At 37.5% G+C, this 13,848-nt stretch carries 14 protein-coding genes; 1 reads left to right on the top strand and 13 read right to left on the bottom strand.

The genetic code is table 11. The annotated features are described in order from the left end of the window. Positions 1-123: 123 nt before the first annotated feature. The 11 genes from MP477_RS20370 to MP477_RS20320 all read right to left on the bottom strand — a co-directional run bounded on the left by MP477_RS20370 (position 124) and on the right by MP477_RS20320 (position 12,087). Positions 124-300, bottom strand: coding sequence for a hypothetical protein (locus MP477_RS20370; RefSeq protein ID WP_257191843.1), 177 nt, complete (start codon positions 298-300; stop codon positions 124-126). A 166-nt stretch (positions 301-466) separates the two neighbouring features. Beyond that, positions 467-946: a MarR family winged helix-turn-helix transcriptional regulator gene (locus MP477_RS20365; RefSeq protein WP_257191842.1), complete on the bottom strand. Its 480-nt coding sequence runs from the start codon at positions 944-946 to the stop codon at positions 467-469. Next, positions 943-1,434 (bottom strand): GNAT family N-acetyltransferase, encoded by a 492-nt coding sequence (locus MP477_RS20360; protein WP_257191841.1) that lies wholly within the window; start codon positions 1,432-1,434, stop codon positions 943-945. The genes MP477_RS20365 and MP477_RS20360 overlap by 4 nt, the downstream gene beginning before the upstream one ends. Positions 1,435-1,623: 189 nt before the next feature. Next, positions 1,624-3,039: a TolC family protein gene (locus MP477_RS20355; RefSeq protein WP_257191840.1), complete on the bottom strand. Its 1,416-nt coding sequence runs from the start codon at positions 3,037-3,039 to the stop codon at positions 1,624-1,626. 92 nt (positions 3,040-3,131) lie between these two features. Continuing rightward, on the bottom strand, positions 3,132-6,278 hold the full coding sequence (locus MP477_RS20350; protein WP_230036670.1) for an efflux RND transporter permease subunit: 3,147 nt from the start codon (positions 6,276-6,278) through the stop codon (positions 3,132-3,134). After that, on the bottom strand, positions 6,278-7,462 hold the full coding sequence (locus MP477_RS20345) for an efflux RND transporter periplasmic adaptor subunit (protein WP_257191839.1): 1,185 nt from the start codon (positions 7,460-7,462) through the stop codon (positions 6,278-6,280). Before MP477_RS20345 ends, MP477_RS20350 begins: the two co-directional genes overlap by 1 nt. 1 nt (position 7,463) lies before the next feature. Continuing rightward, complete coding sequence (locus MP477_RS20340) at positions 7,464-7,919, bottom strand: transcriptional regulator (protein WP_257191838.1); 456 nt, start codon at positions 7,917-7,919, stop codon at positions 7,464-7,466. 116 nt (positions 7,920-8,035) lie between these two features. Continuing rightward, positions 8,036-8,548 carry a GNAT family N-acetyltransferase gene (locus MP477_RS20335; protein WP_257191837.1) on the bottom strand — a complete coding sequence of 171 codons (513 nt, stop codon included), beginning with the start codon at positions 8,546-8,548 and terminating at the stop codon, positions 8,036-8,038. 256 nt (positions 8,549-8,804) lie between these two features. Beyond that, positions 8,805-9,035 (bottom strand): DUF2007 domain-containing protein, encoded by a 231-nt coding sequence (locus MP477_RS20330; RefSeq protein WP_230036677.1) that lies wholly within the window; start codon positions 9,033-9,035, stop codon positions 8,805-8,807. Between the two features lie 61 nt (positions 9,036-9,096). Then, positions 9,097-10,422: an L-lysine 6-transaminase gene (gene lat / locus MP477_RS20325; RefSeq protein WP_257191836.1), complete on the bottom strand. Its 1,326-nt coding sequence runs from the start codon at positions 10,420-10,422 to the stop codon at positions 9,097-9,099. 114 nt (positions 10,423-10,536) lie between these two features. After that, positions 10,537-12,087 (bottom strand): aldehyde dehydrogenase family protein, encoded by a 1,551-nt coding sequence (locus MP477_RS20320; protein WP_230036681.1) that lies wholly within the window; start codon positions 12,085-12,087, stop codon positions 10,537-10,539. A gap of 134 nt (positions 12,088-12,221) precedes the next feature. Here MP477_RS20320 and MP477_RS20315 point away from each other — a divergent pair, with 134 nt between their 5' ends. Beyond that, positions 12,222-12,419 carry a hypothetical protein gene (locus tag MP477_RS20315; RefSeq protein WP_230036683.1) on the top strand — a complete coding sequence of 66 codons (198 nt, stop codon included), beginning with the start codon at positions 12,222-12,224 and terminating at the stop codon, positions 12,417-12,419. 93 nt (positions 12,420-12,512) lie between these two features. Here MP477_RS20315 and MP477_RS20310 read toward each other — a convergent pair whose 3' ends face one another. Together MP477_RS20310 and MP477_RS20305 are read right to left on the bottom strand one after the other, a co-directional pair. After that, positions 12,513-12,701, bottom strand: a complete 189-nt coding sequence (locus tag MP477_RS20310) for an Arc family DNA binding domain-containing protein (protein WP_230036685.1) — start codon at positions 12,699-12,701, stop codon at positions 12,513-12,515. A 99-nt stretch (positions 12,702-12,800) separates the two neighbouring features. Beyond that, positions 12,801-13,667 carry an SPFH domain-containing protein gene (locus MP477_RS20305; protein ID WP_230036687.1) on the bottom strand — a complete coding sequence of 289 codons (867 nt, stop codon included), beginning with the start codon at positions 13,665-13,667 and terminating at the stop codon, positions 12,801-12,803. Between the last annotated feature and the right edge of the window lie 181 nt (positions 13,668-13,848).

Below are 13,848 nucleotides of genomic sequence, written 5' to 3'. Positions count from 1 at the left end.
CGACAATGAATTTTAAAAAACCTTTCTACCGGAGCTTTTCGTGTCACTGCTAAATAAAACATCCATGTTATGATCAGATAATCAGTAACATGGACGTTAATTTACAAATACTATGATTTGTTTTTATTTCAAAACTTTTTCATAGCAGTTAAATATTCCTTTTCGGAAGCGAACTGTTCCTACAAGGTCGTATACTTTTTTAGTATAAACAGCATTCGCAGTATCATTCATGGAAAAAGCATCAAACCGAATCGATGGATATTGATTTCGCCTGGCAAATTCTTCGGCATACCGAATCATTTTACTTGATATTCCTGATCCCATTGATCAATACCGTGATCAGCATATGTGCTTTTACTTCTTCAAGCGCCTGAGCAGCCTGAAGTACATCACCATGAACAGCTTTCCTAATCATTATAATTATTTAATTATTTACTACATCTTTTTTCTATCCAATAACAGATATTTACTTTGAATTCTTAAGCTGCATTGCCCGTTGATAAAAAGACTGATTGGCAATTTTTTTTTCAGCTTCATCAATCGCTTTCAGGAGATTATTTTCATTATCTGCAATTTCACTCAATACAGTAGCCACCAGTTCCCATACCGGTTTCATTTTTTCAACCAGCTCAGTACCTTTGGGAGTCAACAGAAATAACCTTTTACGTTCATCACTCTTATCTTTTTTCCATGCTAAGAGTTTAAGCTTTTCAAGTTCTTTGAGCAGCGTTATGGTAGAAGGATGGGTATACCCAATTTCATTCGCAATTTCCACCACACTTGCAGTTTCTTTTTTGTATATGGTAAAGATGACCGGAAACCATTTGAGTTCAAAATCTATCCCAAATGCTTTGTAGATCATAGCTCCATCTTTTCTTAACTGTTCGCTCAGGCGGTGTAACCGGGTTGAAATAGCAAGAATCCCTGCTTCGTTGATAACGTTCATAGAGTCCTATTTAAATGATAAAAAACATCATCGGAACCCATCAATGGAAATTGAGCCGGAAGTTCTTCTTTCTCAATCTTTTCAAAATCATTCCGTTCATAGAACCGCTGGGCAGCCTTCAATACCGTGATGGTTCCCAAATATAAATCATCTATTCCATTTTCATGACAGAAAGAGAGTAAAACTTCCAATAATTCCTGTGCAATATTCAGTTCTTTTCCCCGGAATTCTTTTTTTACAAACATTTTCCGGATCGCTCCTGCCCTTTCATCAAATTTGACCAAAGCAATGGTTCCCACCAGTTCCCCATCTATAAAAGCTCCCCAAAAGTTTCCTCCAGCTTCGGTATAAAAGCTTTCAATCTCAAAAAGGTCCGGCTGGTCATGGATTGTCAGCGGAACGTTAAACTCTTTTTGCTGAATCGTAAGAATGAGGTCTATAGCCTGATCTGAGTATGAATTGCCTATAGGCTTTATCAGTGGTTTCATCGTATTCTTTTATTTAAACAATCATTTTAATATTGTGTGATATTCACAAAAACGAAACTACGTAGTTTACTACGTATATACAAACATAATTTTATTTTTATAATGATTTTAACAGTTCTTAAAAAAAAGGAACAAAAAAACGTATGCCAGTGATGACATACGTTTATATAGGTAAGCGTAAAATATCTTTTATTTCCAGCCTCCGCCTAAAGCCTGATAAAGCTCTACACCGGCTTTCATTTTATTGTATCGTGCATTGGAGATATTAAGCTCCGCATTTAATGAATTCACACTTGCATTTAAAACTTCGAGATAGTTGGCCATACCGTAGTTTACCAATTCCTGGGAATAGTCAACTGATTTTTTGTAGGCATCCAATTCTTTTTGTTTCAATTCAATAAAAGAATCCTGTACAGAATATACTCTGATGGCATCGGATACTTCTTTTCCAGCGGTAAGCACTGTTTTCCTAAAATTTAAATAAGCTGTTTCCTGATTGGCAAGGCTCACATCATAGTTCGTCTTGATCTGTCTCTTATTTAAAATAGGCTGAGCCAACCCTGTCACTACATTGGCAAACAATGAGTTGACACTGAATAAGTGGTCGATATCTACAGACTGAAGTCCTCCGCTTCCGGTGATTTTTAAAGTAGGATAAAACTGGGCTTTAGCTGAATTGGTTAATTCAAAAGCATTCATCAGGCTATATTCTGCTCTCATGACATCCGGACGGTTAGCCAGTAGCTGAGTAGGATATCCTAATTTTAAGTCAATAGGCAGATTCTGGTTTTCCAGCGTAGACCTTTCAATAGTGTGGGAAGGTTCCCCCATCAGAAGACTCATTGTATTTTCAAGTGACTGTATCTGTGTATCAATATCAATCAATAGAGATCTTGCATTAAAAACAAGGGCTTCACTTTGCTGTACCGCCACTTCTGTAACGGTTCCTGAAATTTTCAAAGCTTTTGTTGTTTCTAAATTCTTCTCACGTACTGCAATGGTTTCCGTAATGATCTTTTTCTGAGCATCGAAAGTCAACAGCTGGTAGTAGGCAGAAGCAATAGAAGCAACAAGGCTGCTTTTTACCGCTTTATGTGCAGCAACTGTGCCTAAATAGGTGGCCAGCTGTGCTTTTTCCTGCGCTTTCAACTTACCCCATATATCCGCTTCCCAGCCAATACTTGCTGTAATATCAAACTGATTCACATAGCTTCGGTTTCCAATGATCTGTCCAAACTGAGTGTTGATAGACTGAGTCTGGAAAGTATAGTTAGGGCCAATAGAAACGGTAGGCTGATAAGCTGCTTTACTTTGTTTCAGATAAGCTTCCGCAGAACTGATGCTTTGTAAAGCAATTCTGATATCCAGGTTATTTTCTAAAGCTTTTGAAATATGGCCTTGAAGTACAGGGTCTGTAAAGATTTCTTTCCATGAAATATCTGCAATATTGGTACTGTCAGTAGGAAGCATATCTGTACGGAAAAGCTTTTCGTCTACAACGTTTTTCGGCCTTTCATACTCTTTTCTGGCCATACAGGATGTAATGGCTCCCAGTATGAAAACTGAAAAAGTGATTCCTTTTATGATGTTTAATAAACTCTTCATTATTTAAAATTAGAAGTTAGAATCCAGAAATGAGAAGTTAGTTTTTAACCGGATAGCCAGTGTCTAACTTCTCTTTTCCAAATCATTATTTTTTATTCTGCTAAATTGATATCTTCTTTTTTGAGAGGTTTAATTTTTTCCTGCAGTGTTTCAAAGATCACATACAGAACAGGAATTACAAATAATCCTAAAATTGTTCCTATCAATAGTCCAATAGCGGCTCCTGTTGCAATTGATCTGTTACCCACTGCTCCAATTCCACTTGCTAAAACTAACGGCAATAAACCGAAGATAAATGCGAAAGATGTCATTAGAATGGGTCTTACTCTGGCTTTAGCTGCATTGATGGCTGACATTACAATCGTTTCACCATGATGCCTTCTCTGAACAGCAAATTCCACAATAAGGATCGCATTCTTAGCTAATAAACCAACAAGCATGATCAGGGCAATCTGGAAATAAATATTATTTTCCAAGCCCATAATCTTCTGTCCGAAGTAAGCTCCCATCACCCCAAGAGGAAGAGAAATAATAACGATCAGAGGAAGGATATAGCTTTCATACTGTGCAGAAAGGATAAAGTAAACGAAAATCAAGCTAAGCCCAAAAATAAGAAGCGTCTGAGATCCTGAATTCAATTCTTCTCTGGTCAATCCAGTAAATTCTACTGCATAGTTTTGATTCAGGGTTTCATTGGCCACCTGCTGTACAGCGGTAATGGCATCCCCGGAACTGTATCCTTCAGAGTTTGCTCCCGTTACCTTCACTGAGGTAAACAGGTTATAACGGCTTACAGATTGTGGCCCGTATGCTTTAGTAAGAGTTACAAACTGGGAGATCGGAGACATTACTCCTGAACCTGTTTTTACATACAGCTCGTTCAGGTTATCAATACTTTTTCTATTATCCGGAAGGGCCTGCACCATTACTCTGAACTGTTTTCCGTATTTGGTAAAGTCAGCAGTATAGACTCCCCCTATATATCCTTGCATGGTAGCAAGGATATCACTTACGGAAACCCCAAGTTGTTTTGCTAACGGAACATTGATATCCATTTGATACTGAGGATATTTTGTATTGAATGAAGTCTGAGCAAATTGAATTTCCGGTCTCTGCATCAGTTTTCCGATAAATTCATTGGTTTTATCATCCAGATCAGCATATTCTCCACCTGATTTGTCCAGCAATACCATTTCAAAACCTGCACTGTTACCAAATCCCGGTACACTTGGCGGCTGAAAGAATACAACTTTGGCATCAGGAACAGATCCTACAATTCCAAATAGTTTTTTGGTAATATCTTCAGAAGTCTGTCCGTCTTTTTTTCTTTCTTCGAATGGTTTTAGCTTAACAAAGGCAAGACCATTGTTACTTCCGTTTCCGGATAAGAATCCTCGCCCTGTAGAAATTGTTACATTCTGTACTCCCGGAACTTTCAATGCTTTGGCCTGAAGTGTTTTCAGGGTGTTGTAAGTTCTTTCCATAGAAGCTCCCGGAGGAAGCTGGACATCTGTAAAGATAATCCCTCTGTCTTCTGTAGGTACAAACCCTTTCTTCATACTGCTGCTTGCCCAGAATAAGATACCTCCTGTAACGGCAAAAATAATCAGGGTTACCCATTTATGTCTTAATAGAAACACAAATCCTCTTCCGTAACGTTCAGTAGTTGTTTTAAAAGCAATATTGAATTTATAGAAAAACTTCTGTAACAGATTTAAGTTCTTATACTCCTTATGATGCTCTTCGTGAGGTTTTAAGAATAATGAACATAAAACCGGGCTTAACGTTAATGCATTAACAGCAGAAATGATAATCGCTATAATAAGCGTAATACCAAACTGTTGATAGAATACTCCTGTAGGACCCGTAATAAACGTTACCGGAATAAATACCGCAGCCATTACCAAAGTAATAGAAATAATAGCCCCTGTAATCTCATCCATCGCTTCTACCGTCGCCTTTTTCGCATCAGAAATACCATGTTCCATCTTCGCATGTACGGCTTCAACGACCACAATGGCATCATCGACGACAATACCAATCGCGAGAACTAAGGCGAATAATGTTAACAGGTTTAATGAATATCCAAATAGATTCAGGAAGAAAAATGCCCCTACAATAGATACCGGAACCGCGATGGCCGGAATCAGCGTAGATCTGAAATCCTGAAGGAAAATATATACTACAATAAATACCAGGATGAAAGCTTCAATCAGGGTATGTACTACCTTTTCAATAGAAGCCTCAAGAAATTCATTGGTATCAAAGTTGAAGGTATATTTAATTCCCTTTGGGAAAGTACTTTCTGCTGACTTCAGATATGTTTTGATATTTTTAATAATTTCCTGGGCATTGGAACCTGGCGTCTGGAAGATCCCCATACTGATGGAAGGTGAATTCCCATTCTCCCCGATTCCTGTGTAAGACTGGCCTGCCAGCTCTACTTTAGCAACATCTTTTAGCATCAGGTTTTGTCCGTTTGCAAGAGATTTTATGATGATATTATCATACTGTTCTTTATCGTTGAATTTACCTACATACTTAATGATATATTCAAAAGAGCTGCCGCTGTTCTGGCCAATGGAACCCGCTGCCGCTTCTCTACTCTGCTCATTGATAGCATTGGTAACATCTGTAGGTGTTACACTGTAGGCAGCCATTTTTGCCGGATCCAACCAGATTCTCATCGAGTAGTTTTTACCCCCGAAAACGTTGGCATCTCCTACACCATTAACCCTTTTTAAGTTGGGAATAATGTTGATATTCATGAAGTTCTGAAGGTATACGTCATCCAGATCCTTATTTTCGGAATAGAAAGACATATACATCAGTGCACTGGTTTGCTGCTTTTGCGTTACAACCCCTGAACGTGTCACTTCAGAAGGTAATAAAGGCGTCGCTCTGGCCACACGATTCTGTACGTTTACTGCGGCAATATCCGGGTCTATTCCTTGTTTGAAGAAAACCTGGATCTGGGCAGAACCGTCGTTTCCAGCACTGGAAGTGATATAATCCATACCTTCCACCCCATTGATCTGTTCTTCCAGAGGTACCACTACACTTTTCATTACCGTCTCAGCATTGGCTCCGGTATAGTTGGCGGAAACACTCACTGTAGGCGGCGCAATATCCGGATACTGTGTAACCGGTAACGAGACAAGCCCTAAAATACCGAGAATCACAATCAAAATTGAGATTACGGTAGATAAAACCGGTCTGTTAATAAAGTTTTTTATCATTAGAATTTCGGTTTTATTGATTGAACAAGACTATCCATTTTGATTGGTTTCGGCTTCACGGCAGTTCCCGGTTTCAGACCTCCGATTCCTGCTGCTACAACAGTTTCCCCTTTATTTACCCCCGATTTTATAAGAGCCATATTGTCGATTCTGTCAATAACATTAATCACAACATTTTTAGCGGTATCTTTTTCTACTTTATATACGTAAACAATACCTTGCTGTTCATAGGTAGCACTTTCAGGAACCACCAATACGTTATCATAACGTTGTGGGAACCTAATGGTTCCACTGTTACCATTACTTAAAAGCTTTTGGGCATTAGAAAAAGCTACCCTGAATTGAATAGTTCCTGTTGTAGGATCAATCTGACCGGTAATGGCTTCAATTTTTCCTTTTTCAGGATAAAGACTGCCATTGGCTAGCTGAAGCTCAACCATCGGAAGGTTTTTTATTTTCTCAGGCATTGATGCACCCGGAGATTTTTCAAGGAAATCAAAGTACGCTTTCTCATTCATTGAAAAGTAGGCAAAAATCTGTGATGTATCAGAAATAGTGGTCAGGGGAATCTGGTCAGAAGGTCCTACCAAACTACCTACTTTCAGTGGAAGTTTACCGATAACCCCTGAAATAGGTGCACGGATGATAGAATAATCGATGTTGGCCTCTACTCCTTTGTAATTAGCCACAGCCTGTCTTTTTGCCGCATTGGCCTGCTGCAGTTGTGCCTGAGCCTGGGCCAGATTGGCCTGAGCCGTCTGTAGCTGGATGTTACTGATGATATTTTTCTGAACCAGAGGCTTTAGCTTGTTGACTTCAAGCTGAGCCGCATTTACTGAAGCCTGAGCTGCGGCAATAGTAGATTCTGCGGCACCAATTCCTGCTTTGGATGCTGCTGCATTTTCAGTAAGGATATTGGTTTCCAGACGAAATAAAGGCTGTCCTTTAGTAACATATTGTCCTTCATCTACCAATAGCTGGGTGATATAACCCTGTATTTTTGCACGTACATCATTGTTTACCCTACCCTGAATGGTAGCCGGAAACGTCTGATAACCCACTATATTTTTTGCCTCCACAGAAATAACAGGATAGGGCTTGGCACCATCCTGTTTAGGAGCTTCTTTTTTGCAGGCGGTTAGTGAAAACGCTGCAATGGAAAGTATAACTAGCTTATTATTCATTTTAAAGTTTATTAAGAGATTCCTGAATATTTTCTATATTTTTATTTAGTAGCGCTTTGTAAGCTTCTATTCTTTTGTTGTAGTCATTGTCTTTATTTTTTTTAAAATTGTTTAAATCATCTAATAACCTCAATTCGTCCTTCATCTTTTGGACAACTTGTTCGAATCGGATTTTCTTATATTCATCATTGGTGAAAAAATACCTTTTCCTCTCATCCATTTTGTTGTGGTCTACGATAAGCTGCATATTGAGAAGCAATGAAATACTTGTGGACACGGAGCTTTTACTCGCAGAAAGCACTTCAACAAACTCGTCAAAAGTAATTCCTACTTTCTCACAATCGAAAAGAAGGTAGGAATAGATTTTTGAGGCTAATGGGGGTATGTTGAAAAGAAAGCCATAAAACTTTACGGCATCCTGAAATATTCTTTCATCAATTTCTATACTTTTGTGCATATTATAAAAATGTAAACAAAAGTAGAAATTAGTTCAGAACTAAACGAACAAAGATGATAGAGATTATAAATACAGTTTCTTTTAAAAATTCAATGAAAGTGGATTTAACTTTTGGCTTAAATTATAATCTTCTCAAAAGCTTTTCTCATTCCGTCTTTCAAAAGAACCTCTCCACAATAGGAATATCCTTTACTTTCCAGAATTTTCAGCATGGCAATATTATCGTAATTCGTGTCTACTTTTACACTCTGAATTCCATGAGATCTTGTAAAATCTTCGATATGGTCGAAAAGCTTTTTCACCATTCCCTGGCCTGCAAATTTTTCATCTACTGCAATTCTGTGTACGACTACAAACTCTCCATCACTCAGCCATGCCCCTTCAATGGTACTGTAAGCAGGCTCATCATTTAAAATCAAAGCAGCGAAAACAGCAATTTCTCCATCTACTGTAAGAACATATCCAAAACCTTTTGCAATATCGCTTTCTACCGTTCCCAGATTAGGATATCCGTTTTGCCATTGTGTACTGCCATCCAGCCTTCTTCTTTCTATAGACTGCTGGATGATTCCCCAAATAATTTCTCTTTCTTCAATTTCCGCTTTTCTCAGTGTAATTTCTGGATTCATTGTTCTTTGATTTTGATTAAAGGATTAGGGCAATCAGAAGTTCTGTCGTATTATTTACTCCTATCTTTCCGGAGGATGGCAAAACCAGATGACTATAAATAATGTATACTAATAAAGCCTGTTTTTCAGAAGCCTGACACTTACATCCTTTAGTATTCTTGTTTATTTTAATAATGAGTTGCTAATTAAAAAACCGAAAACTAATTAAAATTAATTTTCGGTTCGAAGTAGTAAAATTTAAAATTATGAAATTGTTTTATTGATTTTCACTTTGTTGAAGGTAAGCATCTACAATTTCAAATGCTCTTTTTTCATCTTCCAGATCTACCATTACTTTTAACGACGTAGCCGTGGGAGTTGTGGTAAATGTAAGATAATTATTTTCAACCGTGTTTGTAATTTGTCCATCATCCAATTTAGACTTAACCAACTGAATTTCTGAAGGGTTATCACTTTCAAAAACCGATACTCTCGTACTTCTTTCCATATTCTATATTGTTTGAGTATCTAAATATACAATGATTTTTTGAAAATTACAAATCCTGGTTTTAAATTTTGTTAATATTGTTTTCTATTTTATCTAACGCCAGCTGAATTTCTTCTTTGGTAACATTAAGGTGAGGTCTGAAACGTAAAGACTGGTCTCCACATGGAAGAATGATCAGTCCGTCATTGAAGAGTTCATTCATCATTTTATTTCTGTCTCCCGCTGATGGAAGATCAATGGCGCACATCAATCCTCTTCCTCTTGCATTGGAAATTTTCTCAGGATATTTCTCAGCAAGAGCTTTCAGGCTATCCAGCAAAAAGTCTCCTACCACTCTGGCATTTTCAACAAGATTTTCTTTTTCAATAACCTCCATTACCAATTGGAAACGAAGCATATCGATAAAGTTTCCTCCGAAAGTAGAGTTGATTCTTGAGCTTTCTCTGAATACATTATCAGGAACTTCATCAAATTTCTCTTTATTGGCCAAAACTCCGCAAACCTGTGCTTTTTTACCGAAAGAAATGATATCCGGTTTTGCAGTAAAGTGCTGAAAAGCCCACATTTTTCCCGTAATGGCAATACCGGTCTGAACTTCATCAAAGATAAGTAAGATTTCATTTTGATCACAAAGCTGTCTTAACCCTAATAAGAATTCATCTCTGAAATGGTTATCACCTCCTTCTGCCTGGATTGGTTCTATAATGATACAAGCCACTTTATCCGGATTCATCAAAATAGCTTCTTCAATCTGTAATAAAGCAAGCTTTTCATTTTTGATGGTTTCTTCCAGATTTTCTTCCGTAATCGGGAATGATAATTTCGGATTTAAGATTCTTGGCCAGTCAAATAAAGGAAAATATTGGTATTTTCTGGGATCTGAAGTGTTGGTTAAGCTTAACGTATAACCGCTTCTTCCGTGGAAAGCCTGTCTGAAATGGATACAGATTCCGGCTTCAGTCTGAAGTCCTTTTGCAAAGTTTTTACGGGTCTTCCAGTCGAAACAGGCCTTTAAAGCATTTTCAACCCCTAAAGTTCCGCCTTCGATAAAGAAAGCATATTGTAATTCTTCAGGAATAACTACTCTTTCAAACACTTCTAAGAAATGAGCATATTCTTCTGAGTAAACATCTGCTAAAGTTGGTTTGTTGACAGCCATTCTGCCTAACCATTCTGATCTTTCTACAAGATACGGGTGATTGTATCCAACAGAAGCTGAGGCAAACATAGAGAACATATCCAGATATTCCCTGTCTGTAAGTTTATCGTAAAGCCATGATCCGTGAGATTTTTCAATGTCCATCACGAAGTCAAACCCATCTGCCAAAACGTGCTTTCCTACTGTTTCTTTTACTTTATTTGCTTTTATATCTAATATTTGTTCCATAATAAAATTGATGTGTGATTTAATAAGTGAATGATTAAAAACTCACAGGAATGAGCTCTTAATCATTCAGGTTATTAATTTTTGTTTTTGTTTTTTGCGCTTTAAGTAAAGCTTTTATAAATCAAATTTAATACCTTGTGCTAAAGGAAGTTGCGCGGTATAATTTATAGTATTGGTTTGTCTTCTCATATAGTACTTCCAAGCATCAGATCCTGATTCTCTTCCTCCTCCGGTTTCTTTTTCTCCACCGAAAGCACCTCCGATTTCAGCACCTGAAGTTCCAATATTAACGTTGGCAATACCACAGTCTGAACCTGCATAAGAAAGGAATAATTCTGCTTCTCTCAGGTTTTGGGTCATAATTGCAGAAGATAATCCCTGAGGAACATCATTTTGAATAGCAATTGCTTCTTCCAGGGTTTTGTATTTAATCAAATATAAAATCGGGGCAAAAGTTTCATGCTGCACGATCTCATAAGAATTTTTCACTTCGGCAACGCAAGGTTTTACGTAGCATCCTGATTCGTATTCTTTCCCGGTTAATACACCGCCTTCAACAACAAATTTACCGCCTTCTTTTTTACACTTTTTGATAGCTTCTTCATATTGATTCACTGCATCAGTATCAATTAAAGGACCTACATGGTTTTTCTCATCCAACGGGTTTCCGATCTTCAACTGGCCATAAGCTTTTGTCAATCTTGTTTTCACTTCATTATACACACTCTCGTGGATGATCAGTCTTCTCGTGGAAGTACATCTCTGACCAGCTGTTCCTACGGCTCCGAAAACCGCTCCGATGATAGACATATCTATATCTGCTTCTTTCGTAATGATAATTGCATTGTTACCTCCTAATTCAAGGATAGATTTCCCGAATCTTTCTGCTACTTTAGAAGAAACCATTCTTCCTACTCTTGTAGAACCTGTGAAAGATACTAAAGCTACTCTTTTATCATCTACCAGCTTCTGTCCGATTTCATGGTCTGATACCAACACACTTGAAACTCCTTCAGGAAGATTATTTTCCTTTACAACTTCATTCATGATATTCTGACATGCAATTGCACACAGTGGTGTTTTTTCTGATGGCTTCCAGATGGTAACGTTACCACAGATCCATGCTAATGCAGTATTCCATGACCATACAGCCACGGGAAAGTTGAATGCTGTGATGATTCCAACCACACCTAGCGGATGGTATTGCTCGTACATTCTGTGTCCCGGTCTTTCTGAGTGCATCGTGTATCCCTGAAGCTGTCTGGAAAGCCCCACAGCAAAATCACAGATATCAATCATTTCCTGTACTTCTCCAAGACCTTCCTGCAATGATTTACCCATTTCATAGGAAACCAGTTTTCCAAGATCATCTTTATATTCTCTCAACTTCAGACCCAGCTGTCTTACAATTTCTCCTCTTTTGGGAGCAGGGATCATTCTGAATTCCTGAAATGCCTTTTGAGCAGTCTCAATTACTTTGTCATAATCACTTTCTCCGGAAGTCTTTACTTTAGCGATTAATTTACCGTCTACAGGAGAGATACTTTCTATCGTCTTTCCTGAAGCGAAATATTTTCCGCCCACTGAAGTCCCTTTATTTTCTTCTTTAATACCAAGGTTTCTGAGTGTTGTTTCGATTCCGAAATCCTTTACTTTTTTTGACATAAAATCTTACTTTTCGTTCTCTCTAAAGATAAAAATATTATGCGAACCTCAAAACTTTAATTTTTAAGCTGTTTTTTATTTGGACTAATTATAAACATATGTATCTTTGTAGGGTAAAATTTTGACATTCAGAAATGGAGAATAATACATCAAAAGAAGATTTTTCAAAACAAAAAGATAATTCAAAGTGGAAGCAGTGGATTAAGCGTTTTGGTGTCGGGGGAATTATATTTTTTACCGTAAAGGGGATCATTACCTCGACTTTAATTTATTTTCTTGGAAAGAATTTCTGGAATATCATTACCAAATATTTTTCAACGATATTCGGGTAAGACAACAGACAATGATATAAAAAGAAAGCTGAGAAAAAATTCTCAGCTTTCTTTTTATAATTAAGGTAATTGAATAGTTATTCTAAACGTAAACTACTCTTTCTTCTTCCTCCCCGAATCAACCAGGTTCTGATGCAGCAAGTATTCAATCTGTCCGTTTACACTTCTGAATTCATCATTTGCCCATTTTTCCAGGAGTTTATAAGTAGACTCATCTATCCTTATGACAAAGGATTTTTTACCTTTGCTTTCGGAAGAATTTTGTACTTTTTCTGATTTCATTTTTCTTGTTTTTAACGCAAGATGCGTGAAGATTTATTTTCCAGATTCATTGTTTACAGGCGGATAACAACTTCCCAATCCCTGGAAATTATTCATATTTTAGTTATATAATGTTCCTGCATTTAATATAGGGGTTGCTGCTTTTTCACCACATAAAACCACCATTAAATTGCTTACCATTGCTGCCTTTCTTTCGTCATCAAGTTCAACGATATTGCCTTCGGAAAGCTTTTTCAAGGCAAGATCAACCATTCCTACAGCTCCTTCTACAATTTTGGTTCTCGCTGCAACAATGGCAGTAGCCTGCTGTCTTTGAAGCATCGCTCCTGCTATTTCTGATGCATAGGCCAAATGGGAGATCCTTGCTTCCTGGATAACAATTCCGGCTTTTGAAAGACGGTCTGTGAGCTCCTGTTCCAAAATAGAATTGATTTTTTCTCCACCTTCTCTCAACGTAATGGGTGCATGGTCATCCTCCAGATTATCATAAGGAAAACTCATGGCCAAATGTCGCACTGCTGCTTCACTCTGCATTTTTACAAAATCTGAATACCGTTCAACATCAAAAGCTGCTTTATAAGTATCTCCCACTTTCCATACGATTACTACTGCAATTTCAATTGGGTTTCCCATTTTATCATTCACTTTCAAGGTCTGTCCCTGTAAATTCTCGGAACGCAAAGACATTTTCTGTGACGAATACAGAGGATTGATAAAGAATAACCCGTTCTCTTTTACCGAGCCTACATATTTTCCAAAGAAGTTTAATACTCTTGAGTGATTAGGCTGAATAATCATTAATCCTTTCAGGAAGAAGCATGAAAGTAAAAAGCAAAGCATTGCAATAATCACATAGGCAATACTCTGATCAACTCCGGAAATAAAGAAATAAACCGAAGCAGCAAATAAAGCCAGACAGATTACTAAGGTAATATAACCCGACATGGGTTTTAATGTTTTTTCCATAACTGAATTTTTAATTTGATATTATTTTGATATCATAAAGATAGCATTAATTTTTGAATGCCAGATCTAAATAATAAGTTTTTTTTGTGGGGTATGGAATAAGCAATAGCAGGATTGCTATGTAGGTCTGGCTATCTCAGAAGGTTCTCTACGTAACCGTACCGCGCATCATCCGGTACCC

It is taken from the genome of Chryseobacterium sp. WG23, from assembly GCF_024586575.1.
Taxonomy (GTDB): domain Bacteria; phylum Bacteroidota; class Bacteroidia; order Flavobacteriales; family Weeksellaceae; genus Chryseobacterium.
The sequence above is the reverse complement of the archived record's forward strand: the minus strand, read 5'-3'. Positions and strand labels throughout refer to the sequence as shown.

Coding starts and splice junctions, on each gene's coding strand:
- MP477_RS20370 (WP_257191843.1), bottom strand. CDS start 300: ATGATTCGGTATGCCGAAGAATTTGCCAGGCGAAATCAATATCCATCG.
- MP477_RS20365 (WP_257191842.1), bottom strand. CDS start 946: ATGAACGTTATCAACGAAGCAGGGATTCTTGCTATTTCAACCCGGTTA.
- MP477_RS20360 (WP_257191841.1), bottom strand. CDS start 1,434: ATGAAACCACTGATAAAGCCTATAGGCAATTCATACTCAGATCAGGCT.
- MP477_RS20355 (WP_257191840.1), bottom strand. CDS start 3,039: ATGAAGAGTTTATTAAACATCATAAAAGGAATCACTTTTTCAGTTTTC.
- MP477_RS20350 (WP_230036670.1), bottom strand. CDS start 6,278: ATGATAAAAAACTTTATTAACAGACCGGTTTTATCTACCGTAATCTCA.
- MP477_RS20345 (WP_257191839.1), bottom strand. CDS start 7,462: ATGAATAATAAGCTAGTTATACTTTCCATTGCAGCGTTTTCACTAACC.
- MP477_RS20340 (WP_257191838.1), bottom strand. CDS start 7,919: ATGCACAAAAGTATAGAAATTGATGAAAGAATATTTCAGGATGCCGTA.
- MP477_RS20335 (WP_257191837.1), bottom strand. CDS start 8,548: ATGAATCCAGAAATTACACTGAGAAAAGCGGAAATTGAAGAAAGAGAA.
- MP477_RS20330 (WP_230036677.1), bottom strand. CDS start 9,035: ATGGAAAGAAGTACGAGAGTATCGGTTTTTGAAAGTGATAACCCTTCA.
- lat (WP_257191836.1), bottom strand. CDS start 10,422: ATGGAACAAATATTAGATATAAAAGCAAATAAAGTAAAAGAAACAGTA.
- MP477_RS20320 (WP_230036681.1), bottom strand. CDS start 12,087: ATGTCAAAAAAAGTAAAGGATTTCGGAATCGAAACAACACTCAGAAAC.
- MP477_RS20315 (WP_230036683.1), top strand. CDS start 12,222: ATGGAGAATAATACATCAAAAGAAGATTTTTCAAAACAAAAAGATAAT.
- MP477_RS20310 (WP_230036685.1), bottom strand. CDS start 12,701: ATGAAATCAGAAAAAGTACAAAATTCTTCCGAAAGCAAAGGTAAAAAA.
- MP477_RS20305 (WP_230036687.1), bottom strand. CDS start 13,667: ATGGAAAAAACATTAAAACCCATGTCGGGTTATATTACCTTAGTAATC.